General features: G+C 67.2%; 15 protein-coding genes. 5 read left to right on the top strand and 10 right to left on the bottom strand.

From position 1 onward, the window contains the following. Nucleotides 1-26 precede the first annotated feature (26 nt). From K225_RS0105885 to K225_RS0105865, 5 genes are all read right to left on the bottom strand, one after another. The gene (locus K225_RS0105885) at nucleotides 27-2324 is read right to left on the bottom strand and encodes a DUF1631 domain-containing protein (RefSeq protein ID WP_026435552.1); all 2298 of its coding nucleotides are present in this window, start codon (nucleotides 2322-2324) and stop codon (nucleotides 27-29) included. Between the two features lie 17 nt (nucleotides 2325-2341). Further along, nucleotides 2342-3295 (bottom strand): protein translocase subunit SecF, encoded by a 954-nt coding sequence (gene secF / locus K225_RS0105880; RefSeq protein WP_026435551.1) that lies wholly within the window; start codon nucleotides 3293-3295, stop codon nucleotides 2342-2344. A 92-nt stretch (nucleotides 3296-3387) separates the two neighbouring features. Further along, on the bottom strand, nucleotides 3388-5271 hold the full coding sequence (secD, locus tag K225_RS0105875) for a protein translocase subunit SecD (RefSeq protein WP_026435550.1): 1884 nt from the start codon (nucleotides 5269-5271) through the stop codon (nucleotides 3388-3390). Between the two features lie 156 nt (nucleotides 5272-5427). Beyond that, nucleotides 5428-5763, bottom strand: coding sequence for a preprotein translocase subunit YajC (gene yajC / locus K225_RS0105870; RefSeq protein WP_026435549.1), 336 nt, complete (start codon nucleotides 5761-5763; stop codon nucleotides 5428-5430). A gap of 290 nt (nucleotides 5764-6053) precedes the next feature. Next, complete coding sequence (locus K225_RS0105865) at nucleotides 6054-9680, bottom strand: indolepyruvate ferredoxin oxidoreductase family protein (RefSeq protein WP_026435548.1); 3627 nt, start codon at nucleotides 9678-9680, stop codon at nucleotides 6054-6056. 188 nt (nucleotides 9681-9868) lie between these two features. Here K225_RS0105865 and K225_RS0105860 point away from each other — a divergent pair, with 188 nt between their 5' ends. Continuing rightward, nucleotides 9869-10354 (top strand): Lrp/AsnC family transcriptional regulator, encoded by a 486-nt coding sequence (locus K225_RS0105860; RefSeq protein ID WP_026435547.1) that lies wholly within the window; start codon nucleotides 9869-9871, stop codon nucleotides 10352-10354. 150 nt (nucleotides 10355-10504) lie between these two features. After that, on the top strand, nucleotides 10505-12220 hold the full coding sequence (locus K225_RS0105855) for an MFS transporter (protein WP_026435546.1): 1716 nt from the start codon (nucleotides 10505-10507) through the stop codon (nucleotides 12218-12220). A 27-nt stretch (nucleotides 12221-12247) separates the two neighbouring features. Here the strand turns inward: K225_RS0105855 and K225_RS0105850 are convergent, their stop codons facing one another. After that, complete coding sequence (locus tag K225_RS0105850; protein ID WP_026435545.1) at nucleotides 12248-13405, bottom strand: murein transglycosylase A; 1158 nt, start codon at nucleotides 13403-13405, stop codon at nucleotides 12248-12250. Here K225_RS0105850 and K225_RS22360 point away from each other — a divergent pair. After that, entirely contained in the window at nucleotides 13404-13541 is a 138-nt protein-coding gene (locus K225_RS22360) for a hypothetical protein (RefSeq protein ID WP_162143879.1), read from the top strand. The genes K225_RS0105850 and K225_RS22360 overlap by 2 nt on opposite strands. A 138-nt stretch (nucleotides 13542-13679) precedes the next feature. Beyond that, nucleotides 13680-14327, top strand: a complete 648-nt coding sequence (locus K225_RS0105840) for an OmpA family protein (RefSeq protein ID WP_026435544.1) — start codon at nucleotides 13680-13682, stop codon at nucleotides 14325-14327. 30 nt (nucleotides 14328-14357) lie between these two features. Here the strand turns inward: K225_RS0105840 and K225_RS0105835 are convergent, their stop codons facing one another. Genes K225_RS0105835 through K225_RS0105820 form a run of 4 tightly spaced genes read right to left on the bottom strand, consistent with a single transcriptional unit; the run spans nucleotide 14358 to nucleotide 21950 of the window. Next, entirely contained in the window at nucleotides 14358-14987 is a 630-nt protein-coding gene (locus K225_RS0105835) for a response regulator transcription factor (RefSeq protein WP_026435543.1), read from the bottom strand. Then, on the bottom strand, nucleotides 14987-17011 hold the full coding sequence (locus tag K225_RS20415; RefSeq protein WP_051248729.1) for a nitrogen regulation protein NR(II): 2025 nt from the start codon (nucleotides 17009-17011) through the stop codon (nucleotides 14987-14989). Before K225_RS20415 ends, K225_RS0105835 begins: the two co-directional genes overlap by 1 nt. Beyond that, entirely contained in the window at nucleotides 17008-17823 is an 816-nt protein-coding gene (locus K225_RS0105825) for a carbon-nitrogen hydrolase family protein (protein WP_026435542.1), read from the bottom strand. Before K225_RS0105825 ends, K225_RS20415 begins: the two co-directional genes overlap by 4 nt. Then, the gene (locus K225_RS0105820; protein WP_026435541.1) at nucleotides 17820-21950 is read right to left on the bottom strand and encodes a YhdP family protein; all 4131 of its coding nucleotides are present in this window, start codon (nucleotides 21948-21950) and stop codon (nucleotides 17820-17822) included. Before K225_RS0105820 ends, K225_RS0105825 begins: the two co-directional genes overlap by 4 nt. 115 nt (nucleotides 21951-22065) lie before the next feature. On the opposite strand from K225_RS0105820, the gene glnE reads away from it, so the two are divergent. Next, nucleotides 22066-24837: a bifunctional [glutamate--ammonia ligase]-adenylyl-L-tyrosine phosphorylase/[glutamate--ammonia-ligase] adenylyltransferase gene (gene glnE, locus K225_RS0105815; RefSeq protein WP_026435540.1), complete on the top strand. Its 2772-nt coding sequence runs from the start codon at nucleotides 22066-22068 to the stop codon at nucleotides 24835-24837. Nucleotides 24838-24864 lie beyond the last annotated feature (27 nt).

The following is a 24864-nucleotide window of genomic DNA, read 5'->3' as shown; positions in this document are numbered from 1 at the left end:
GGCCCTGCGTTGCCGGTCGGGGTGCCTCAGCCCAGCAGCCGCTCCGGATTGGCGTCCAGCTTGGCCAGCGCGTCGCGCGTGGCGCGCAGGGTCAGGCCTTCCTCGTCCTGCGCCACCAGCAGTCCGGACTGCAGGTAGGCCGCCAGCCGGCGCAGCTGGATGAGGTAGCTGCTGCCGTCCGTGGCAGCGAAGAGGTGCAATTGCTTGCGCTGGCTCTGCCAGGCGTACTGCACCTGGGCCGAAGCCCCGTTGTGGTCGAGTGTGAACCACGCACCGCGCTGCAGTTCCTGGGCCCACGCCACCATGGCATCGTCCACCGGGGCGCCGTTGTCGGCAATCACGTGGATGGAGGAGGCGTCGATGCCGAGCATCATTTCGATGTTGTCGGCATTGAACGGCATGTCTCCCAGCGTGGCATCCCCGATGAAGTCTTCCAGGTTGGCCAGGCGCTTGGCCATGGCGTCGATGTGGGCCTGCGGGATGGACGCGGTCTTGGACAGGAAGGCATCGGCCAGGGTATCGGTCAGCACCTTGATCTGGGCATCCTGGGCGGCTCCTTGGATCCCCATCAATACCAGGCCCTGGCGCAGGCGCTGCAGCAGGCCCGGAAGGCTCTGGATGACCTGTGCCCGTTCGCTGCGATGGGGTTTGGCACTGGCAGCCCACACCAGATCGGCGGCCGTGCGCTTGAATGTGATGGTGTCGGCGTGCTGTGGGCCCTCGCGCACTGCCGAGAGGGCCAGCACCTCGGCCCAGGTCTTGAAGAGGAACTCCCGAATCTCGTCGCGCACCGGCATGTCGCGCAGCATGGTGCGCAGCTCGATCGTGTACTGGATGGCCAGCGTTTCCTTCTGTTCCACCTGCTGGGCCACGCTGACAAGGTGCGAGGTGGCCTGCGTTTCGGTCAGGAACTTCGACAGGAAGTTCTCGAATTCGTCGTACACCAGCTGAAAGACCCGGCGTCCGGTCTCGGGATACTGTTCGATCACCTGCACCACGCGGCGAATTTCGGCTTCCAGTGCGCTGCCATTGATGGTGGTGGCATCAAATCCCATGACGCACGCACCCATGCGGTCGATGAGCTGGCGTGCAGGATGAGCGCTGTTGCTGAAGAATTCCGGTTCGGCCAGCGCCACGCGCAGCACCGGAACCTGCAGGCGCGCGAACCACACGCGCACGGCGGGGGGAATGCGGTCCTCGGCCAGAATGCTCTGGAACATCAGCGCCACCACTTCGATGATGGCCTTCTCTCCTGCCGTCGAGGCTTTTTTCTTCAATTCGGTGGATCGCTCACGGACTGCGCCCGCCAGCTGGACCACCGCGGCGGGGCTGTAGTCTTCGATGCGCGTGGCGACACCGTTGTAATAGGTGTCCGCCTGGACGCGGTGGGCCGTGAGGGCTTGCGCCAGCGCCGCCGATGCGGGCGGCGCATGGACCAGGTCCATGCCGGTGGCGGGTTGCGTGAGCAGCCGCCGCAGCTGGCCCATGATGCCTTGCGCCCGCAGGCGTGCACGCGACAGTGGCGTCATGCCGGCGAAGACCGCTCCCATGCCCTGGGGCTGGGACGGCCTCGGTGGCGCTGCGTGCGATGCGGCCATGGCCCCCCGCGTTTGCGCCAGTGCCTGCGATGCCAGTCCACCCGCTCTGCCATCGCTGCCGGCCACGGCACCGCCTTCGGCCCGACGCACGCGTGCCCGCAGGTTGTTTTGCGGGGTGATGCCCTGCTCCACATAGAACGCGTTCACAGCCTGGTACTGCTTTTGCAGCAGGTTGGCCAGGTCGCGCTGCAGGGGGTCCACCACGGTCAGCAGATCCGTGCGCTGCAGGCCTGCAGCGCACCATTGCTCGACGATGATCAGGCAGACGGCCTCGGGACGCAGGATGTCATTGCTGTCGAGGTCCTGGCCTTCCAGCGACTGGGTTCGCTGACGTACCGTGTCGAGCTGCTGGCTGACCTGTTCGGTGATCGTGAGCGCCATGCGCGAGGCAGCGATCTTGTTCTCCACCACATCGTCGCTGAGCAGCTCGAACTGGGCGCCGGTGGCCCGGCTGTCGCGTGTCGCGCTGATGGGGGGAACCAGTGCATCGCGCAGGGCCTTGACCATGCGCGCCAGCCAGTCGTCGTGGTGCTGCTGGTACAGCAGCCAGGCATCGCGCCGCGACTGCATCTCGCGCTGCGTGCCGGTCTGGGACATCAGCTGGGTCAGGAAGTCCAGAACCGCCTGGTCCACGTCAGGCAACCCGGCGCAGACTCCTTCCACAAACTTCTGGCGCGCCTGGCAGGCCAGTCGACGCTGCGGAAGGGACGGGGGGGGGGCAGCCATGCGTCAATGCTAGCGTGTCAGACCGTGGCCCCGGCGTTGGGATCGTTCGGATCCTCGTTCTCTTTCCTGGCTGTCTTGACCAGGTCTTCCCGCTTCACGCCCAGCCACATGGCAATGGCGGCGGCCACGAACACCGACGAGTAAATGCCGAACAGGATGCCGATGGTGAGCGCCAGCGCAAAGTTGTGCAGGCTGGGTCCGCCAAAGAAGAACATCGACAGCACCATCGCTTCCGTCGATGCGTGGGTGATGATGGTGCGGCTCATGGTGCTGGTGATCGCGTGGTCGATCACCTCGTGCGTGTTCATCTTGCGGTATTTGCGGAAGGCCTCGCGGATCCGGTCGAAGATCACCACCGACTCGTTGACCGAGTAACCCAGCACCGCCAGCACGGCCGCCAGCACCGATAGCGAAAACTCCCATTGGAAGAACGCGAAGAAACCCAGGATGATCACCACATCGTGCAGGTTGGCAATGATGGCGGCCACGCCGAACTTCCACTCGAAGCGAAAGGCGAGGTAGACCACGATGCCCACCACCACCATGGCCAGCGCCATGAGGCCACCGTGCACCAGCTCTTCGCCCACCTGCGGGCCGACAAACTCGGTGCGCCGCAGCGTGACGGCCGGATCCGCCGTCTTCAGCGCCGCAATGACCTGCTCGCTCTGCTGGGCAGAGGTCACCCCCTTTTGCACGGGCAGGCGGATCATCACGTCGCGCGCGGTGCCGAAGTTCTGCACCTGCACGTCGGGGTAGCCCAGGCCGGAGACCGTCTCGCGCACCTTGGCCAGTTCTGCCGGCTGGCTGTATGCCACCTCCATCACCGTACCGCCGGTGAACTCCACCGACAGGTGCAGGCCACGCGTGATCAGGAAGAACACGGCCAGCGCAAAGGTGATGAAGGAGATCGCGTTGAAAACCAACGCGTGCTTCATGAAGGGGATGTCTTTTCTGATGCGGAAAAACTCCATGATTCTTATTCCTTGGTTGGAGTTTTCAGAGGAAGCTCATATGCGCGCAGCGCATGTGATGCTGGAACTAAGAATTCCATGGTCTTCCTCCTTCAGTTGGTCTTGGCCACGGCGGAGTCGGCGTCTGCTTTCCAGACCTGTCCGATCGACACGCTCTTGAGCTTTTTCTGGCGGCCATACCAGAGGTTCACCACGCCGCGTGAGAAGAAAACGGCCGAGAACATGCTGGTCAGGATGCCGATGGTGTGCACCACGGCAAAACCGCGCACGGGCCCCGAGCCAAACGCCAGCAACGCCAGACCGACGACCAGCGTGGTCACGTTGGAGTCCAGAATGGTTGCCCAGGCGCGTTCGTAGCCTGCGTGGATGGCAGCCTGGGGCGACATGCCGTCGCGCAGCTCCTCGCGGATGCGCTCGTTGATCAGCACGTTCGAGTCGATCGCCACACCCAGCGCCAGCGCCATGGCGGCAATGCCGGGCAGCGTCAGCGTGGCTTGCAGCATCGACAGGATGGCCAGCAGCAGCAGCACGTTCACCGAGAGCGCCAGCGTGGAAAACACGCCAAACAACCGGTAATACACGCACATGAAGGCGGCCACGGCCACCATGCCCCAGACCACGCTGTGGATGCCGCGCTCGATGTTGTCGGCGCCCAGGCTCGGGCCGATGGTGAATTCCTCGATGATCTCCATGGGCGCGGCCAGCGAGCCGGCGCGCAGCAGCAGCGCGGTGTCGTTGGCCTCGGCCGTGGTCATGCGGCCGGAGATCTGCACGCGGCCGCCGCCGATTTCGGAGCGGATCACGGGGGCCGTGACCACCTCGCCCTTGCCCTTTTCAAACAGCACGATGGCCATGCGCTTGCCGATGTTTTCGCGCGTGATGTCGCGGAAGATGCGCGAGCCCTTGGCATCCAGCGTGAGGTTCACGGTGGGTTCCTGGGTCTGCCCATCGAAGCCGGGCTGGGCGTCGGTCAGGTTCTCGCCGGTCAGGATGACCTGCTTTTTCACGATGACAGGCTGGCCGTTGCGTTCCAGGTAGCGCTCGGAGCCAAACGGCACCGGGCCCCGGCCGGCTTCTGCAGCGCGCGCTTCGGTGCCTTCGTCCACCAGGCGCACCTCCAGCGTGGCGGTGCGGCCCAGGATGTCCTTGGCCTTGGCCGTGTCCTGCACGCCGGGCAGCTGCACCACGATGCGGTCCAGGCCCTGCTGCTGGATCACGGGTTCGGCCACGCCGAGTTCGTTGATCCGGTTGTGCAGGGTGACGATGTTCTGCTTGAGCGCCTGTTCCTGCACACGGCGCATGGCCTCGGGCTTGATGGTGGCACGCAGCCTGAATTCGCTGCCCTCGGGCGTGCTGACAGTCTGCAGGTCGGGGAACTGGTCGGAGATCAGGTTGCGGGTCGCCGTCTGCGTGGCTTCGTCGCGCACCTTGATGTCGATGGTCTGGCCGTCGCGGCTGATGCCGCCGTGGCGGATGTTCTTGTCACGCAGCGCGGTGCGGATGTCGCCCGCATAGGACTCGGCCTTCTTGGTCAGCGCGGCCTGCATGTCCACCTGCAGCATGAAGTGCACGCCACCGCGCAGGTCCAGCCCCAGGTACATGGGGCGCGCATGCAGGGCCGTGAGCCAGGCCGGTGAGCGCGACACCAGGTTCAGCGCAACAATGTACGAGGGATTGGCGGGGTCGGGCACCAGGGCTTTCTGGATCGCGTCCCGGGCCTTGAGCTGGGTGTCGGGGGTGTCCACGCGTGCGCGCACCGAGCCGCCTTCGAGTGTCACGAGGTCAGGGGTGACACCCACCTCCTTGAGCACCTCCTCCACGCGCTGCTGCACGGCCGCATCCACCTTGACGGTGGCCTTGGCGGACGAAACCTGCACAGCAGGTGCTTCGCCGAAGAAATTGGGCAGGGTGTACAGGGCACCTACCAGCAGCACGATCACCAGGATCGCGTACTTCCAGACCGGGTAACGGTTCATGATCGCGCTCTACTCAGTTGTCCATGGCGCATGGCGCCAGCCCCTGCCAGGGATGCCGTGGAACTGGCTTTGCCAGGCCATCGGCATCGTCCCCCTTCGCGCGCATTGCGCGAGAGAAGGGGGAAGCGGCGCAGCCGCTCAGGGGAATGTGCATCTTTACTTGACCGTGCCCTTGGGCAGCACCTGCGCCACGGCGCTGCGCTGGATCTGCACTTCCACGCCGCTGGCGATCTCGATGTGCAGGAAACCTTCGGACAGGCGCGTGACCTTGCCGATGATGCCGCCGGCCGTGGCCACTTCGTCGCCCTTGGCAATGGCGTCGATCATGGCGCGGTGCTCCTTCTGGCGCTTCATCTGGGGGCGGATCATGACGAAATACAGCACCACGAACATCAGCACCAGGGGCAGCATGCCCGTGAGCGAGGACATGATGTCACCGCCACCCGTGGCGGCAGCAGGAGCGGTCTGGGCGAAAGCAGAAGAAATAAACACGGACAGGACTCCACAATGGATGGTCGAAACACACAGAACCCGCCGCAGACACGCTTGACACGCACCTGCCGGGGCGAAACAGACCATTGTATGCGGGCCCCCGCCCGGCACCCAAGGGCTAAGACCCAAGCCGGTGCCGGGTGTTAGCCGTTCACGGTGGATCGGCCGAGGGAGCGCAGCAATGGGTGAGGAAAAGAGCCTTTGGCGCTGAATGGGCAAGCGCCAAAGGCTCTCTTTTTTGATAGTTGCAACCCGCGACGCACCCGGGCGCCGCGGGCCATGGCACGGGTTCAGGCCGCCTGGCGCCGGGGCGCGGTCGTCTGGCCGCTGCGCCATTGCGCCATCAGGCCGTCCCATTTCGGGCGCGCCGTCTTCAGGTGGCGCTCCTTCACATGGCCATAGCCGCGGATGCCTTCGGGAATGCTGGCAATCTCCACGGCCAGTGGCAGCTTCTCGGGGGTGAGGCCGGCCAGCAGCTCGTCGATGCAGGCGCGGTATTCCCCGATCAGGGCGCGCTCCATGCGGCGCTCGCCGGTCTTGCCGAAGATGTCCAGCGCGGTGCCGCGCAAGCCTTTCAGCTTGGCCAGCAGGCCAAAGGCACTGCGCATCCAGGGGCCATAGGGCTGCTTGACCAGCTCGCCCTTGTCATTTTTCTTCGCTGCGAGGGGCGGCGCGAGATGGTGCACCAGCTTGTAGTCGCCCTCGAACATGGCGGCGAGCTTGTCCGTGAAGGCCTTGTCGGTGTGCAGGCGCGCCACTTCGTATTCATCCTTGTAGGCCATGAGCTTGAAAAGATAGCGGGCCACGGTCTCGGACAGGCGGGTGGTGGTGCCCAGCTTCGCTTCGGCCGCCTTCACCTTTTCGACAAAGGCCTGGTAGTCGGCGGCGTAGGCGGCGTTCTGGTAGCCGGTGAGGAACTCCACACGCTTGCCCACCATTTCGGCCAGCGACGGCTTCTTGACGAACTGGATCACCTGCGCCGCGGCAAACAGCGCCTGCACCGAGGCCAGGTCATGGGCGCAGCGGCGGCCCCATTCAAACGCGGCCTGGTTGTTTGCCACCTGCACGCCATTGAGTTCCATGGCGCGCATCAGCGAGGCCAGGGTCAGGGGCACGCGGCCCTTTTGCCAGGCGTAGCCCAGCATCAACGGGTTGGTGTAGATGCTGTCACCCAGCAGCTGCGTGGCCACCTGTTCCGCGTCGAAGCTGCCCACGCCGCCTGCGCCCACGGCCGCCGCAATGGCGCTGTCGCAGTTGGCGCCCGGAAACTGCCAGTTGGGGTTGGTCACGAACGCCGCCGTGGGCGTGCCATGCGTATTGAGCGCCACGAAGGTGCGGCCCGGCTGCATCACGGCCAGCGTGTACTTGTGGGCGGCCACGATGGAATCACAGCCGATCACCAGGTCGGCCTTGGCGGTATCGACCTTGGTGGTGTAGATGGCGTCGGGCCGGTTGGCGATCTGGATGTGGCTCCAGGTGGCACCGCCCTTTTGCGCCAGGCCACCGGCGTCCTGCGTGACCACGCCCTTGCCTTCGAGGTGTGCCGCCATGCCCAGGAGAGATCCGATAGTGATCACCCCCGTGCCGCCCACGCCGCCCACCACGATGCCCCAGGCGCTTTCGGCCACCGGCAGCACGGGCTCGGGTACGGCGGGCAGCGCCGAGAGGTCGCCTTTCTTCTCCTTCCTGGGCTTCTTGAGCTGGCCGCCTTCCACGGTCACAAAGCTCGGGCAAAAACCCTTGAGGCAGGAATAATCCTTGTTGCAGGTGCTCTGGTTGATGCGCCGTTTGCGGCCGAACTCGGTTTCCACGGGCTCGACCGACAGGCAGTTGGACTGCACCGAGCAGTCGCCGCAGCCCTCGCAGACCAGTTCGTTGATCACCACGCGTTTGGCAGGGTCGACCAGGGAGCCGCGTTTGCGGCGGCGGCGCTTTTCGGTGGCGCAGGTCTGGTCGTAGATGATCGCCGTGCAGCCTTTGATTTCCCGGAATTCGCGCTGGATACGGTCGAGCTCGTCGCGGTGAAACACCTCGACGCCGGGCGGCAGGTCGTTGATCAGTTCGGGGTGGCCGGCGCGCACGGCGCTGCTGTCCAGCCGGTGCGTGCGGCCGTGGTATTTCCCGGGCTCGTCAGTGACCACGACCAGTTGGACCACTCCCTCGGCGCGCAGGCTGTGCGCAATCTGCGCCACCGAATGCCCCTCGGGCCGCTCGCCCACCTGCTGGCCGCCGGTCATGGCCACGGCATCGTTGTACAAGATCTTGTAGGTGACGTTCACGCCCGCCGCGATGCTCTGGCGAATCGCCAGCAGGCCGCTGTGAAAGTAGGTGCCGTCGCCCAGGTTGGCAAACACATGCGCGTCCTTAGTGAATGGCGCCTGGCCGACCCAGCTCACACCCTCGCCGCCCATCTGCGTGAAAGTACTGGTGCTGCGGTCCATCCACACCGTCATGTAGTGGCAGCCAATGCCGGCCACGGCACGCGAACCCTCGGGCACGCGGGTGCTGGTGTTGTGCGGGCAGCCGCTGCAGAACCAAGGCGCACGCTCGCCGGTGTCCATCTTCAGCTCCGTCATGGCGCGTTCGCTGGCCTCGATGACGGCCAGGCGCGCATCCATGCGGGCGATGGTGTCGCCGGGCACGCCCAGCTTCTTCAGGCGCTTGGCAATCGCCTTGGCGATGATGGCGGGCGTGAGGTCGGCCTTGGCGCGCAGCAGCCAGTTCTGGCTGGGGTTGGGCATGCTCCATTCGCCGCCCGTGGCATCGCCCTCGGGTTCGTCGAATTTGCCCAGCACGTTGGGGCGCACATCGGCGCGCCAGTTGTAGAGCTCTTCCTTGAGCTGGTACTCGATGACCTGGCGCTTTTCCTCCACCACCAGAATCTCCTGCAGGCCCTGCGCGAAGTCGCGCGTGATGGTGGCTTCGAGCGGCCACACCACGTTGACCTTGTGCACGCGGATGCCGAGCTGGCGGCAGGTGTCGTCATCCAGGCCCAGGTCCACCAGCGCCTGGCGCGTGTCGTTGTAGGCCTTGCCGCTGGCGATGATGCCGAAGCGGTCGTTGGGGCCCTGGATCACGTTGTAGTTGAGCTTGTTGGCGCGCACATAGGCCAGGGCCGCATACCACTTGTAGTCCATCAGGCGCGCCTCCTGCTCCAGCGGCGCATCGGGCCAGCGGATGTGCAGGCCGCCCGGTGGCATGGCAAAGTCTTCGGGCAGGATGATCTGCACGCGGTCCGGGTCCACGCTGATGCTGCTGGACGACTCCACCACCTCCTGGATGGTCTTCATGCCCGACCACACGCCCGAAAAGCGGCTCATGGCAAAGGCGTGCAGGCCCATGTCCAGGATTTCCTGCACGCTGCTGGGGAAGAACACCGGCGTGCCGCAGGCCTTGAAGATGTGGTCGCTCTGGTGCGCAGCCGTGCTGCTCTTGCTGATGTGGTCGTCGCCCGCGATCGCGATCACGCCGCCATGCTGGGCCGTGCCGGCCATGTTGGCGTGCTTGAACACGTCCGAGCAGCGGTCCACGCCCGGTCCCTTGCCGTACCAGATGCCGAAGACGCCGTCGAACTTCTTGCTTTGCGGGTACAGGTCAAGCTGCTGCGTGCCCCACACCGCCGTGGCAGCCAGTTCCTCGTTCACGCCGGGCTGAAAGACGATGTTGTTGGCGGCCAGGTGCTTCTTGGCGGCCCACAGCGACTGGTCATACGTGCCCAGCGGCGAGCCCCGATAGCCGCTGATGAAGCCGGCGGTGTTCAGGCCCGCTGCGGCGTCGCGCTGGCGCTGCAGCATGGGCAGGCGCACCAGGGCCTGCACGCCGCTCATGAAGGCCCGGCCGTGGTCCAGGGAGTATTTGTCGTCGAGCGTGACGGTTTCCAGTGCCTTGCGGATGGATTCGGGCAGGGGGGCATTCATGGCTATGTCTCCAATGGCTTCTTTGTAGGGCCGGGCCTTGTGGGCCGGTGGGGCAGGGACCATCCGCCCGTTTAGGGCAGCGGCTCCAGTGTGAAGGTGAGTGTATGTCTGCGTGGCAGATATGTCTTTGCGTTGTGTGCCGTGTTTAGGCTATTCTGAGAAAGGATCTTTCTTTCTGTCGCCATTTTGTGAACACTCTCGACAAATTCGATCTCGCCATCCTCAACGAGCTGCAGGCTGACGCCCGCTTAACGAACGCCGAGCTGGCCCAGCGCGTGGGCCTGTCGGCCGCGCCCTGCTGGCGGCGTGTGCGGGCGCTGGAGGAAGAAGGCTTCATCAAGGGCTACCACGCCGAGATCGACCGGCACAAGATCGGCCTGGGGGTGCTGGCCTTCGTGCGGCTGGATGCCGACCGCAGCACGGGCAACCTGACCCGCGCGATGGAAGAGGCCATCCGGCAGATCCCCGAAGTGGTGTCCTGCCACTACATCAGCGGCACCGGCACGTTCGAGCTGCAGGTGGTGGCACGCGACCTGGACAGCTTCTCGCTGTTTGCCCGCGATGTGCTGCTCAACCTGCCCAATGTGAAAGACATGCACACCAGCTTTTCGCTGGGTGAGGTGAAAGATAGCAGCGCCTTGCCGCTTACGCACCTGGCGCGCGGGCGCCCCTGAATGCTATTTATTCAATAGCTTGTGGTGCTTTCTGGTAAAGCGCTGTAGGTTGTTTTTGCTTCAATTGCCACGAAAACCAGACCCTGGTCCACGCCGGGTCGCGCAGGCGGGCGCTGCGCTCCACGCCCTTACGCAGCACAATGGCGGGCCATGCCTCCACAGCCGCCCCACGACAGCGCCCACGGCGTTTTTCCCGCCCCATCCCCTGATTCCGCCCCGTCGTCGGCCGATGTGGCGGCGGCCGCCCTGGGCGCCGAAGAGGCCACCACCGCCAGGCTGGACGAAAGCGCAGCCCAGCGGGCCTCTCTTTCGCCGCTGGCGCCGCTGTCGGTGCCGGTGTTTCGCATGCTCTGGCTCACCTGGGTGGCGGCCAACACCTGCATGTGGATGAACGATGTGGCGGCCGCCTGGCTCATGACTACGCTCACCTCGTCGCCCATCCTGGTGGCGCTGGTGCAGTCGGCGTCCACGCTGCCGGTCTTTCTGCTGGGCCTGCCCAGCGGGGCGCTGGCCGACATCCTTGACCGGCGGCGTTATTTCATCGCCACGCAGTTCTGGGTGGCGGCCGTGGCGCTGGTGCTGTGCGTGGCCGTGCTGGCCGGTGGCATGACGGCGCCGCTGCTGCTGGCGCTGACTTTTGCCAACGGCATCGGCCTGGCCATGCGCTGGCCGGTGTTCTCGGCCATCGTGCCCGAGCTGGTCAGCCGCCCGCAGCTGCCCGCGGCGCTGGCACTCAACGGCGTGGCCATGAACGCCTCGCGCATCATCGGCCCGCTGTTGGCCGGCGCCATCATCGCCAGCGCCGGCAGCGCCTGGGTGTTTGTGCTCAACGCCGTGCTGTCGGTGGTGTCGGGCCTGATGATCATGCGCTGGAAGCGCGCCCATGTGCCCAGCCCGCTGGGCCGCGAAAAGCTGCCCAGCGCCATGCGCGTGGGCCTGCAGTTCGTGCACCAGTCGCCGCGCATGCGGGCCGTGCTGTGGCGCATCGCCGTGTTTTTCCTGAACGCCACGGCGCTGATGGCCCTGCTGCCGCTGGTGGCCAAGGGGCTGAATGGCGGTGGCGCGGGCACGTTCACGCTGCTGCTGGCCTCCATGGGGGCGGGCGCCATCGTGGCGGCCATGTTTTTGCCGCGCCTGCGCCAGGCCATGGCGCGCGATGTGCTGGTGCGCCGGGGCACGCTGCTCCAGGCAGCCGCCATGGCGGTGATGGCCATGGCATCCAATGTCTATGTGGCCGTGCCCGCCATGGTGCTGGCGGGCATGGCGTGGATCACCACGGCCAACTCGCTCAGCGTGTCGGCCCAGCTGGCCCTGCCCAACTGGGTGCGCGCGCGCGGCATGTCGATCTTCCAGATGGCCATCATGGGCGCCACCGCGCTGGGCGCCGCCTTGTGGGGGCAGGTGGCCACGGTGGCGTCGGTGCACCTGAGCCTGGCGCTGGCCGCGCTGACGGGCGTGGTCGCCATGGCCCTGGTGCAGCGCCTGGTGACCGACCGCCACATGGAAGAGGACCTGAGTCCTTCCCAGGCCTTCAAGGCCCCCGTGGCGGCGACACCGCCCGAGGCCGGGCGCGTGGTGGTCACCATCGCGTACACCATCGACCCGGCGCGCGCCACGGAATTTCGCGCCCTCATGCAGGAAAGCCGCCGCAGCCGCCTGCGCCAGGGGGCGCTGTCGTGCGATTTGCTGCACGACCTGGCCGATCCGGCGCGCTATGTGGAGCAGATCGTGGACGAGTCCTGGACCGAGCACCTGCGCCGCTTTGACCGGGTGACCGCGTCGGATGTGGCGCTGCGCGAGCGCAAGCTGGCGTTCCATCGGGGCGAATCGCCCCCGGAGGTAGTGCGCTACCTCATGGAGCGCTGATGCGGCAAGGGGGTTCGCTGCGATGCGTCAACGCGGCCACAGCGCCCACAGGCGCAGGCCCTGTTTGAGCCGCCCCGCCAGCTCGCCCGCCTCGGCGCCCCAGCCGGCGAAATAGTCGGCCCGCACCGCGCCCACGATGGCGCTGCCGGTGTCCTGCGCCATCACCAGGCGCTGCATCGAGACCTGCGGCCCCCGGGAGGCCAGCCATACCGGCGTGCCATAGGGAATGCTCTGGCGGTCCACGGCGATCGAGCGGCCGGGCGTGAGGGGCACGCCCTGCGCGCCGCGCGGGCCGAACCGGGCGTCCAGCGGGCTCAAGGGCTCTTCGCGAAAGAACACATAGCGCGGGTTGCTCCACAGCAGCTCGTTGGTGCGCTGCGGGTTCTGCGCCAGCCAGGCGCGGATGCCCGGCCAGGTGGCATCGCGCGTCGCGCCCTGGTCCAGCAGCCAGCGGCCCACGCTCTGGTAGGGCTGGTCGTTGGTGCCGGCGTAGGCCACGCGCGCGGTGGTGATGCGGCCGTCGGCCTCGGTGATCTGCAGCCGGCCCGAGCCCTGGATGTGCAGCACCATGGATTCGACCGGGTCGCGCAGCCAGGCAATCGCCCGGCCCTGCAACGCGGCCTGGGCCTCGGGCAGCGTGTCGATCTGCTGGCGCGTGTACCAGGGCTTGCGGGTGCCGTGGCCGGCGGGCAGGCCGTACACCGGCACGGTGTAGCCGTTGCCGGGCTGCCGTGCGGCGTCGATCATGGGCTCGTAGTAGCTGGTGAGCAGGCCTTCGGCATTGCCATCGGCGGCCTCGACGCGGTAGGGCTGCAGGCGCTGCACCATCCAGGCGCGTTGCTCTTCGGCGCTGGCAATGCTGAGCTGGCGCACTTCGCCGCACAGGGGGGCGAAGGCGGGCGCCGGGCGCTCGCAGCCCTTGATCCAGGCGTTCCAGGCTTCGTGCAGGGTGTCGTCGGCAAAGCCGGGCAGCTCGGCCCAGCGCACGGGCACCCAGCGGCTCCTGGGCTGCGCGATGGCCGGCGGCAGCGGCGCGGTGTCGCCCGGCAGGGCCAGGCCTGCGGTGGGCGGCGGCGCGGGGATGGCCCCGGGCCGCGCGGGGCTTGGCGTGGGCGCGGTGGAGCAGGCCGCCAGCGTTCCTACAATCAGCGCCGTCATCACAAGGCGCAGGAGTGTCAATTTCATGGGGCTGATTTTGCTTGAAGCGTTGCTGGCGTTGGTGGTGCTGGTGCTGATTGTCTGGTGGACGATGTTTTCCGGTCGCCAGCGGGGCGAACTGAAAGCGCCGCCGGACGATGGCACCGACCCGCCCGCGCAATGAATGCAGGGCTGGTATTCGCAAGCTTTCGTCCTACACAAGGCGCGCAGGCTGGCCGATATGCTTTCGAAGGCGTAGAGTCACAATTCCGAGTCAATATCGGATTTGTATGCCGTCCCATCATTCACAAGGAGCCTAGCCATGCGCAAATACCTTCTTTCCGGCGTCGCCGCCGTTGTCATCCTGGCCACCGGTTGCGCCGAGATGAGTGATACCCAGCGCCGCACCGCCACGGGCGCGGGCGTGGGCGCGCTGGCGGGCGCCGTGCTCAGTTCGGCCACGGGCGGTCGCGCGGGCACGGGTGCCGTGGTGGGTGCCGGCGTGGGAGCCCTGGGCACCTACATCTGGTCGCAGAACATGGAGCGCCAAAAGCGCGAGATGGAGCAGGCCACCCAGGGCACGGGCATCGCCGTGACCCAGACGCAGGACAACCAGCTCAAGCTGGATATCCCGAGCGATATCTCCTTTGCCGTGGGCCGCTCGGACATCCAGTCCAACTTTGCCCCGGTGCTCGACCGCTTCGCTGATGGCTTGCGCAACAACCCCAATACGGACGTGCGCATCATCGGCCACACCGACAGTACCGGCAGCGACGCCGTGAACAACCCGCTGTCGCTGGACCGTGCGGCCAGCACGCGCAACTACCTCACGGGCCGGGGCGTTGATGGGCGCCGCATCTCCATCGAAGGCATGGGCGCGCGCCAGCCCATTGCCACCAACGACACGGCACAGGGCCGCAGCCGCAACCGCCGGGTTGAAATTTACGTGGGTGAGCGTCCCCGCGGCTAAAGCGGTACGCGGCGGCGCACCGGTGGTCCGTCAGGGCCCGGTGCGCAGCAGGTTGGCCAGCTCCACCGCGGACTTCACCTGCATCTTGTCGAACACCCGCGCACGGTGCACCTCGACCGTGCGCACGCTGATCTCCAGCTGGTCGGCGATCAGCTTGTTGGGCAGGCCGGCGACCACGAGGTCCATCACATCGCGCTCGCGCTCGGTCAGGTCGTGCAGGCGGGCCTGCAGGCTGCTGCGCTGGCGCACCTGTTCCAGCTGGGCTGCCGACTGCGCCAGCGCCTGCTCGATGCGATCCACCAGGGCGTTGTCGGAAAAAGGCTTTTCATAGAAATCGAAGGCGCCGCGCTTGACGGCATCAACCGCCGTGGGAACGTCGGCATGGCCGGTCAGGAAGATGACCGGCATGGCGGGCAGCTCGCCCCGCGCCAGCAGCACATCGAACAGGGCCAGGCCGCTCATGCCCGGCATGCGCACATCCAGCAGCAGGCAGCAGGGCTGGCGCAGCGCGGGGTGGGCCAGCCGCATCGCATCAAAAGCCTCTGCGCTGTCGAACGATTCGCTGAGCAGGCGGCGGGAGCGCAGCAGCCAGGCCAGCGCTTCGCGCACGCCCGCATCGTCGTCCACGATGTACACAATAGCGTCGGATACAGGTTCCATCAGGTCGGGGTTGGTTGGCAGACGGGCAGGGTGAAGGTGAATACCGTACCACGCGGCGCATGGGACTCGTACGAGAGGAAGCCGCCGTGCTGCTCGACCACCGTGCGGCACAGGCTCAGGCCCAGGCCCATGCCTTCGGCACGCGTGGTAAAGAACGGCGTGAACAGCTGCTGTGCCACCTCGGGCGCGATGCCGACGCCGCCGTCGGTGACCGAGATCTCCAGCCAACCGCTGTAGGCATTGGACGCCCCCCGCCGCACCCGGATGTCCAGAATGCGCGGGTGGATGGCCGGGTCGTCCATGGCCTGCATGGCATTGCGCGCCAGGTTCAGCAACACCTGCTCGACCATGGTGCGGTCGCACAGCGTGCGTGGCAGATGGGGTTCCACCGCGGTGTGCACGCGCACGCCCAGCTTGCGGGCCTGCAGGCTGATGAGGGGCAGGATGGCATCGAGCAGCTCCTGGGGCGCAACCGCCTCGCGGGCCTGGTCGCGGCGGCGGACGAAATCGTGCACGCTCTTGATCACGCGTCCGGCACGCTCGGCCTGGCGGGCAATGTGCTGCATCGCCATGCGCACATCCTCCAGGTTGCCGGGGGCGCTGGAATCGAGCAGGTTGAGCGACCCGGTGGCATAGCTGGAAATGGCCGCCAGGGGCTGGTTGAGTTCGTGGCTGAGCAGCGACGCCATCTCGCCCACGGTGGCCAGTCGCGCCGTGGCCTGCAGGCGTTCCTGCGAGGCGCGGGAGAGTTCTTCGATGCGACGCTGTTCGCTGATGTCCAGAAACGCGCTCATCCAGCCCGTGTGCAGCCCTTGGGCATTGATCAGCGGGGCCTCGATGATGAGCACCGGAAAACGCGTGCCATCCTTGCGCATGAAGACCGATTCGAAGCCCTCGCGCGGCGGCATGCCACCGGCAAACCGGGTGGCCTGGCGCTGCCGGTACTCCTCGGCAAATTCGGGCGGCCAGTAAGGGGCGGACGTGCTTTGCCCGAGCAGCTCCTGCGGGCTGAACCCCACCATGGCGCAGAACGCGGGGTTGACGTACGTGATGTGCCCCTGCAGGTCACGCGCGCGCAGGCCCGTCACCAGGGAGTCTTCCATGGCCTTGCGAAAGGCGAGCGCATCCGCCAGGTCCCGCTCTGCACGCAGCCTGCGCCGGTTGTCCCGCACCAGCACCACCATCACGGTCACCAGCGCAATCGACATGGCGGTGACCAGCGCGGTCAGCACGTTGGGAAAGAGATTGGGTGCACCGTGCCAGCGGTCCATGCGCAGCACCAGCGTGGTCCCCGGCAGATCGAGCAGCTGCTGGGCCGTGAACATGCGCGTGCCGCGTCTGGCCGCGCCCAGTATGGCCAGCCGGGTGCCATCGGCCTCGGTGAACGATGCCTCCTGGCTGCGGGTCAGGTTGTGTCCCACCAGGTCCACCAGCATTTCTTGCAGTGAATAGGTGGCCACCAGGAAGCCGGACGGACGCCCGGCGCTGTTGAGTGGCAGGCACAGCTCCATCATTTCCGACCCCATGCCATCGCCATGGGGCTGGAAATAGCTGCCCGAATACGCCGGCGAACCCAACCGGTGGGCATTGGTGCAGGCCAGCGCCGCATCGGTATGCGCGTCCTCACGGCTCGCGGCGTCCCACGACAAGGGGCGGTAGGGGGTCTGGGCATGCGCGCGCAGGCGCAGGTTGTTGTCTCGCCACTCGATGCGCACCAGTTCGCGGCGCAGGCGCAGCAGTTCGGTCGCATTGACCTCCCAGGCCAGCAGGCCCGGGTCGCCCGCCTGGAGCGCCTGCAGGCTCTGCACGTTGCGGGAAAGCGCCGTGCGGATGTCGGAACCCGCGTCGGCGGCATCCCGCTCCAGCCGGGACTGCACCTGGCTGGCCTCGTAACGCCCGGCCAGCCACACCAGCGTGACCAGCATGGACGCCACCAGGACCCCCAGCAGGGTCCAGAGCGACCACCGGCGCCAGGCGCTGCGCCAGCGCTGCCAGGGTGTGCGGGTGCGTGGCGGCAGCGTCACAGGGCGCGGTGCTCCAGCGCGGGCAACTGCGTGCGCACCTGGCGCACGCGCCCGGCATCCAGGTCGCCCAGCACCACGCCCGGGCCTTGCGCCAGTGTGTTGACGATCTGGCCCCAGGGGTCCACCAGCATGCTGTGCCCCCAGGTCTGGCGGCCGTTTTCGTGCACTCCGCCCTGCGCGGGGGCCAGCACGTAGGCCAGGTTTTCCACCGCCCGCGCCCGCAGCAGCAGTTCCCAGTGGGCCTGTCCCGTGGTGTGGGTGAAGGCGCTGGGTACCAGCAGCAGGTCGGCCCCGGCATGGGCGTACCGGCGGTACAGCTCGGGAAAGCGCAGGTCGTAGCAAACGCTCAGGCCAACGCGCCAGGTGTGGCCCGTGCGCGCTGTCAGGTCAAAGTGCACCGGTGCAGCCCCCGCCTCGATCACCCGGCTCTCGTCAAAATGCTCGCGTCCGTTGTCAAACCGAAAAAGGTGGATCTTGTCGTAGCGCGCAGCGCATTGGCCCGACGGGGCATACGCCAGCGTGGTGTTGCGCACGCGCGCCGGATCACCGGTCTGCATGGGCAGGGTGCCGCCCACCACCCACATCTGCAACTCCTGTGCAGCGCGGGCAAGAAACGCCTGCACCACCCCTTCGCCCGGGGTTTCGCGCAACGCCAGCTTGTCGATGTCGCGCAGCCCCATGGCACAAAAATACTCGGGCAGCACGGCCAGTTCGGCCCCTGCGGCTGCGGCCTGCTCCAGCAGGCGGCGGGCCATGGCCAGGTTGTCGCTGCGCTGCGTGCCGGAGACCATCTGCAGTGCTGCGACTTTCATGAGGGCTCTCCTGCAGGCGCGGCAGGCACCTTGGGTCCTTGTGCCGCACCCGGGGGCACGGCAGCGCTGCCAGACTCCCGGCCACGCCGGGCAATGCGCACGATGTTCGGGTCGGTCCAGGTGCCATCGATCCGGAATTCCTGGGTGGCCGCCTCGATCAGGGGGCCGCGCAGAAACACCTGGGCGAGAAAACTGCCCAGTCCAATGACCGGGTTGATGGCCGTGGCGACCAGCGAGGCGGTCATGGCATTGATTTCAGGCACCACCACCACATGCAGGTCCTGCGTTTCGTGGCCGATGTCGGCTTTGCCCTCCATGAGTACCGCCGCGTTGACGCCCTTCATCTGCAGGTTGTTGGTGATGGCGACGCCTTGCTCGATGCGTACGTCGCCCCGCACGAAATCGAACGCGAAACCCTCGCTGAACACGTCGCGAAAATCCAGCGTCAGGCGGCGCGGCAGGGCCTGCAGGCTCAGCACACCGAGCAGCTTGGCCAGCCCCGGATCTGCCTTGAGAAACTGGCCAGACTCCACGTTCAGGTTGATCTGACCGGTCATGGAGCGGTAGTCCGGGCTCATGGGTGCACCGATCCAGGCCACCTGCCCCTGCATGCGGCCCTTGCCGTGGCGCACCACGTTTTCCATGCCGAAACGGGCGAGCAGATCGCCGGAGTCGCGGATGTCGAGCTGGAAATCCATCACTGTGCGGCGGCGCAGCGCACGCTCGCCACCGGCCTGCACCGCCCAGTTGCCGCTGCCGGTGAAGCTGGCTTCGGTCGTCGTGATGTTGAACTTGTTCAGCCGCCACTCGCGCTGGGCCCCTTCCCCCCGGTTTTGCGCTTCGATCTCCACGCGGCCGAGTTTGCGGCCCCGCAGATCAAAATCGTCCACCACGATATCCAGCGCGGGTATCGTGCCGGGTTGCTCGTCCAGCAGCGCCTCGAACTGCGTGGCGGCGCTCTGCGGCAGCTTCATGCGCGCCAGGCGGGCAAAGATGCGGCCCGCCGGGTTGTCCCGGGCCCCCGCAGGCCGGTATTCAACATAGCCATTGAGCTCGTCGGCGTCAAGGTTGGCACGCCAGGTAGAGCCATCCCGCGAGCCGCCCACCACCAGGTTGTGCAGCGTGCGCCCTTGCACGGTGAGCGTCTGCGCACGCACCGCGAAGGTGGTGGGCAGATAGTCCGGTGCCGCGCTGCCGGCGGTGGTGGTTGCCGGGGTGGCGGCGTCGGCGGTGGTCGCCTGGGTCAGCACTTTTTCCCAGGCGTCCACATCCAATAGCGCTGAATGGATGTTGGCCGCCACACCGTCCGCCGGCATGGGCGCGGTTTCGCCCGCCGTCAGACCGATGCCGATGGCGCCGCGCACCACGCGCGTCTGGTCACCCTGGTGCTCGCGCAGGTAGCTGGCCGATCCCAGCGGGCCGAGGTCCAGGGTGAGCTGGTCACGCACTGGCGGCGCGGCCGTGCCGGTGGGGACCGCGCCCAGGGATTCCCGGGTGACCTGGGTCTCAAAGCGCACCGGCAGCGTGGCATCGGCGGTCTTGGCCAGCGGCGCGGGCAGCGCCAGCCCCAGTCCCTGCAAGCTGGTAGTGACCAGAATCTCGGGGAGGCCCCTGCGAAATGCCAGCGCCAGCGTGTAGGGCGTGCTGCCGGTGGCGCTGCGGGCCAGTTGCGCAAGCATGCCCAGCTGCCGTGCCTGCTGCAGCCCCTCGGCGGTGGCGGTGCCTTGCGCCCGCAGCTGTATGGCGGACTCCGTCGCGGCGGCACTGGCAGGCAGCGCACGCATGCCGCCTTCCAGGCGCAGGTCGCCGCCCAGTGCGTGCGCCTGCACCCCGTTCACGGAAAAGCCGGTGTCGGTAAATTGCACGGTGCCGCGTGCGCGCGACAACGGCGGCGTTTCCGGGGTGATGTGCACGTCATTGCCCGCGAGCACCACGCTGCCTTGCACCTTCGATTGGTCGATGTCGGAGATCGGCAGGCTCAGCCGCAGCTGCAAACCGGCCTGGCCCGTGCCGCTGGCCTGGTCGAGGGCGTGGCCCGTCATGCGCGCCAGCGGAGAGGTGCGCAGGATGGTCAGCAGTTCGGCCAACGGCCCGCGGGCATCGGCGTTGACGGCGACCACGGTGTGGGACAGATCGGGAATCTGCGCTTCCACCTTGGCCAGCCGCACGCCCGGTGTGCCGGCAAAACCACCGGTGGCGCCACGCACCTGCATGGACGAACGCTCGAAAACCAGTTCGCCCGACAGTTGCGTCAGTGCGGGCCAGGGCAGTGCGTCGCGGGGTTGCAGCCGGGGTGGAACATAGGCATAGGTCACATCCTTGACGCGGGCTGCAATCCGGAAATCTCCCTGGCGGGGATCATTGAAGGGGAGATGCTCCAGGTCGCCCTTGATGCGGAACTGCACGTTGCTGGCACTGCCGGTCTGGATGGCATCGCGCACATAGTGGCGCGATTCGGCCGGGATGGACAGGGGCAGATAGCGGTGCACGCGGGTGCCGTCGGCGCGCACCAGCGTTCCCGTGAGGTCCATCACGCCGGGAAAACGCGAAAAGTGGGGACCCTGGCTGGCATCGCTGGTGTGCCAGCTGGCGCGCAACTCACCCTGCGCGTCCGCGTTGGCAAACCGTACATTGCTCGCCTGCACCGCCAGGCGTTGCCCCTCCACCTGCCAGCGCAGCTCTGCGCTCAACTGGTCCAGCGGCAGGACCGGTTCTTCAAACGCCCCGGGCAGTACCAGAGCGCCCGACGCGATGGCCAGGCTGGCCTTGCCGCCCGTGTGGGTCATGTCGATGTCCATGCTGGCGCCGCGCAGGCCGGGAATGGTGTTGCCCGCCTCGCGGTCGCCCGCAGCCAGGGCCAGTCCCGTGACCTTGCCGCGCACCTGGTATTGCTGCAAGGCCTCCAGCGGACCGCGCCAGGTGGCTTGCACTTCGTCGACCAGTCCCTGGGGGGCGTAGGTTTGCAGCGCAGTGTGGGCGGTGGCCCCGATGGGCAGCCGGCTGCCAATCTGGGCCAGGGCGGCAAGGTCCAGGCGGTCTGCACGCAGCTCGCCCTGGGCGGGCGCCTTGCCCGCGGCCTCCGTGTATTGCAGGTGCAGGTTTCCTCCGGGCCACACCAGGCCATCATCGGTCTCGAACTGCAACCCCTGCGTATGGAGCTCCAAACCCCCTTCCAGCCGTCGGGCTCCCAGCCGGCCTGCGATGGATGGCAGCGCCAGCGCCTTGAGCTGCGGCCCCAGCGTGGCATGGACGTCGGTCAGCGCCAGATCGGCCGTGCCACCCACGATCTGGCCGCGCTGTACGTCGGCCCATGCGCGCACGGCGCCCCGGCCTTGTGCCACCTCGACGCCCAGGTCCGCATGGTGGCGCAGGCGGGACACATCCACGCGCGAAAAATCGGCAAAGAGCTGGCCGCTCCAGTGCTGCCAGTTGCCGTCGCGTACGCGCAGCAGCGGCGCGCGAAACCGCCCGGTCAGCGTGAACCGGTCGCCCCAGGCGGCCGGCGGCGTGGCGGCAATGCGCATGTGGTGTTGCCAGTTGCTGTTGCGCAGCAGCACATCGACATTTTCCAGCGCCAGCGCGGGCGCGCCGCGCTGCTCATCGGTCCAGCGCAGGGTGCCACCCCGGATGATGACTTCCCCCTGGGAAAACAGCCAGTCTGCCGCCTCGCTGCTCTCGCCCGGGGTCTCGGAGAAGCGCAGGCCCGCCACCACAATGCGGCCGTCCGGCTGCCTGCGGATGTCGAGGTCGGGCTGCTCAATGTAGAGCTGCTCGAAACCCCGGTTCAGCAGCGAGCGCGGAGACAGGGCCACCACTATGCGCGGCAGTTGCAGCGCGGCCCGCCCCTGGGCATCCAGCAGCGCCACATCCAGCAGCTCTATCGAGGGGATCCAACCTTCCGAGCGCGCCGCGATCGACCCGATGCGCACCGGTACCCCTAGCGCCCGCGCGGCCTGCGCCTCCAGTTGCGGGCGAAACTCACCAATACGCGGCACAATCCAGCCATGCAGTGCGCCCCACGCCACGGCCAGCAGCAGCCACAAGGCCAGCAGGCAGCCCAGCGACCATCGCGCGAACCCGGCGACGAATCGCAGCAGGCGTGTGGGGCGATTGGATGTGTCGATCATTGGTGGGGTGGAATGTGGCAGGAATTATGACCCGCGACCGCAGGGTGGGTTCAGTGAAAACCGGTGTCCCTTGAACAGGTTCTTATGTATGCAGCGGCCCCCCGCGTGATCCACCATGGCAACTTCTTCCTCTGAGTTTTCTGACGGCAGCACGGCTGCCCCTGCCGGCCTGGCCGAATACTCCCGCTTCTTCCAGCGCCTGCACCGCCGCTATGCACAAGACCTGGCCTTGCTGCCGGCAGGAGCACCGCACAAAGGCAGCATGGCGCAGGCCTTTGCAGCACTGCAGGCCAGGGGGTGCGACACCGCCACCGCCCTGCGTGTGCTGCGCCAACTGGTCATGGAGCGGCTGATCCGGCTCGACTGCGACGCCCAGGCGCCGCTCGCAGACATCACCCGCGCCGTCACCGAGCTGGCCGAATTCGCGCTGGATCAGTCGTGCCTCCAGGCCCGCCGCGAACTCGACAACCGCCATGGTGCCCCGCTGGGGCCCGACGGCCAGCCCGTGCCCCTGTGGGTGATCGGCATGGGCAAGCTCGGCGCGCGGGAGCTCAATGTATCCAGCGACATCGACCTGATCTATGTGTACGCGCAGGACGGCGAAACGGCCGGCAACCCGGAGGGGCGCGGCCGCATCTCCAACCATGAATATTTCGCCCATGCGGTGAAGATCATCTACAGCCTGGTGGGCGATACCACCGAGCACGGTTTCGTCTTCCGGGTGGACCTTGCCCTGCGTCCCCATGGCAACTCCGGCCCCGCCGCCGTGTCGCTGGCGGCACTGGAGGACTACCTGCAGGTGCAGGGACGCGAGTGGGAGCGTTTTGCCTGGCTCAAGAGCCGGGTGGTGGCGCCATACGGCTGCATCGGCAGTGCCGAAGTGCTGGCGCTGCGCAGCGTGGTGCTGCCGTTCGTATTCCGCCGTTACCTGGACTACAGCGTGTTTGACGCGCTGCGCACCTTGCACCGGCAGATCCGCGAACATGCCTCCCGACGCAGCGCCGGACATCCCGAGCGCGCCAACGATGTGAAACTGTCCCGCGGTGGCATCCGCGAAATCGAATTCACCGTGCAGCTGCTGCAGGTGGTGCGTGGCGGGCAGTTTCCCGAATTGCGCCGCCGGCCCACGCTGGATGCGCTGCAACGCCTCGCCCAGGCGGGGCTCATGCCCCAGGGAACGGCCGATGCGCTGGCGCGGGCCTATGTGTTCCTGCGCCGCGTGGAGCACCGCATCCAGTACCTGGATGACCAGCAGACCCATGTCCTGCCCACGCGCGACGACGACCTGGCCTGGATTGCCCGCACCATGGGCCACGGCGATTGCTGCGGCTTTCTGCATGAACTCGACGCCCACCGTGAACTGGTGGCACAGGAGTTCGACACCCTGCTGGGCGGCAATGGCAAGAAGGAGTGCAATGGCGGCGGATGTGGCGGGCCGCGTGCGGTTGCCGCCCCACCGCCTGAACTGGAAGGGCTGCTTGAGCAGCTGCCCGCCGGTTTTCGGGAACGCGTGGCCGAATGGCGCACCCATCCCCGCGTGACTGCGCTGCGCGACGAAGCGCGCGCCCGGCTGTTCCGGCTGGTCCAGCGCACGGCCCAGTGGCTGGGCGAAGGGCGCGTCACCGGGGAAGCCGCCGTGCGGCTCGTCAACTGGCTGGAGCCCCTGCTGCGCCGCGAAAGCTATCTGGCCCTGCTGCTGGAGCGCCCCTCGGTGCATGAGCAGTTGCTGCACCTGCTGGGCGCTGCCCGATGGCCCGCACGCTACCTGGTGCAGCACCCCGGCGTCATCGATGAGCTGGTGGGCGACACGCTGCTGGCCGAACGTTTTGTCGTGGCCGATTTTGAGCGCGAGCTCGCCCTGCGGCTGGCATCGCTGCAGTCCACCGGTGAGGACGACGACGAAACCCTGCTGAATCTGCTGCGCCGCGCGCAGCACGCGGAAACCTTCCGGACGCTGGCCCGCGATGTGGAGCACCGGATCACGGTCGAGCAGGTGGCCGATGACCTCAGCGCCCTGGCCGACAGCGTGCTGCGCATTTCCGCGCAGTGGTGCTGGAGCCGCCTCAAGAACCGGCACCGCGAAACCCCGCAATTCGCGATCATTGGCTACGGCAAGCTCGGGGGCAAGGAGCTGGGCTACGGGAGCGATCTCGACATCGTTTTCGTATTCGATGACGACGACGAACGTGCCCCCGAGATCTATGCGGCCTTTGTGCGCAAGCTCATCAACTGGCTCACCGTGAAGACCGGCGAGGGCGATCTGTACGAAATCGACACGGCCCTGCGCCCCAATGGCAACTCGGGCCTGCTGGTCACCAGTTTCAATGCCTACGCGGCCTACCAGCAGCAACGCGGCAGCAACACGGCGTGGACCTGGGAACACCAGGCGATGACGCGGGCGCGCTTTGTGCTGGGCAGTGCGGCCTTGCAGGCCCGGTTTGATGCCGTGCGCGAAGCCGTGGTCACCTCCCCGCGTGACCCGGTTGCGTTGAAGGCAGAGATCGTGACCATGCGCGAGCGTGTGCGTTCGGCCCATCGCACGCGCGACGGGCAGTTCGATGTGAAGCACAGCCCGGGCGGCATGGTGGACGCCGAGTTTGCGGTGCAGTACCTGGTGCTGGCACATTCCGCCAGGCACCCTGAACTGGTGGGCAACGTGGGCAACATCGCGTTGCTGCAGCGCGCCGAGCAGGTGGGGCTGCTGCCCGCCGGGGTGGGGCACGCCGCCGCCGACGCTTACCGCGAACTGCGGCGTGTCCAGCACCGCGCGCGGCTGGACGAGGTGCCCACGGAGGTCACACCCCCGGCGCTGCAGGCTGAACAGAGCGCGGTGCTGGCGCTCTGGCATGCGGTTTTTGGCGAGGCTCCGATTCTTCCGGCCGTGTGAAAGGCCAGCGCCTCATCGTTGGGGAAA

Origin of the sequence: Acidovorax sp. JHL-9, assembly GCF_000426205.1 — a bacterium.
GTDB lineage: Bacteria > Pseudomonadota > Gammaproteobacteria > Burkholderiales > Burkholderiaceae_C > Acidovorax > Acidovorax soli.
This window is presented reverse-complemented; position numbering and strand designations above follow the sequence as displayed.

Coding starts and splice junctions, on each gene's coding strand:
- secF (WP_026435551.1), bottom strand. CDS start 3,295: ATGGAGTTTTTCCGCATCAGAAAAGACATCCCCTTCATGAAGCACGCG.
- K225_RS22360 (WP_162143879.1), top strand. CDS start 13,404: ATGGGGCTGATTTTGCTTGAAGCGTTGCTGGCGTTGGTGGTGCTGGTG.
- K225_RS0105885 (WP_026435552.1), bottom strand. CDS start 2,324: ATGGCTGCCCCCCCCCCGTCCCTTCCGCAGCGTCGACTGGCCTGCCAG.
- K225_RS0105855 (WP_026435546.1), top strand. CDS start 10,505: ATGCCTCCACAGCCGCCCCACGACAGCGCCCACGGCGTTTTTCCCGCC.
- glnE (WP_026435540.1), top strand. CDS start 22,066: ATGGCAACTTCTTCCTCTGAGTTTTCTGACGGCAGCACGGCTGCCCCT.
- K225_RS0105850 (WP_026435545.1), bottom strand. CDS start 13,405: ATGAAATTGACACTCCTGCGCCTTGTGATGACGGCGCTGATTGTAGGA.
- K225_RS0105865 (WP_026435548.1), bottom strand. CDS start 9,680: ATGAATGCCCCCCTGCCCGAATCCATCCGCAAGGCACTGGAAACCGTC.
- K225_RS0105820 (WP_026435541.1), bottom strand. CDS start 21,950: ATGATCGACACATCCAATCGCCCCACACGCCTGCTGCGATTCGTCGCC.
- K225_RS0105825 (WP_026435542.1), bottom strand. CDS start 17,823: ATGAAAGTCGCAGCACTGCAGATGGTCTCCGGCACGCAGCGCAGCGAC.
- secD (WP_026435550.1), bottom strand. CDS start 5,271: ATGAACCGTTACCCGGTCTGGAAGTACGCGATCCTGGTGATCGTGCTG.
- K225_RS0105835 (WP_026435543.1), bottom strand. CDS start 14,987: ATGGAACCTGTATCCGACGCTATTGTGTACATCGTGGACGACGATGCG.
- K225_RS0105840 (WP_026435544.1), top strand. CDS start 13,680: ATGCGCAAATACCTTCTTTCCGGCGTCGCCGCCGTTGTCATCCTGGCC.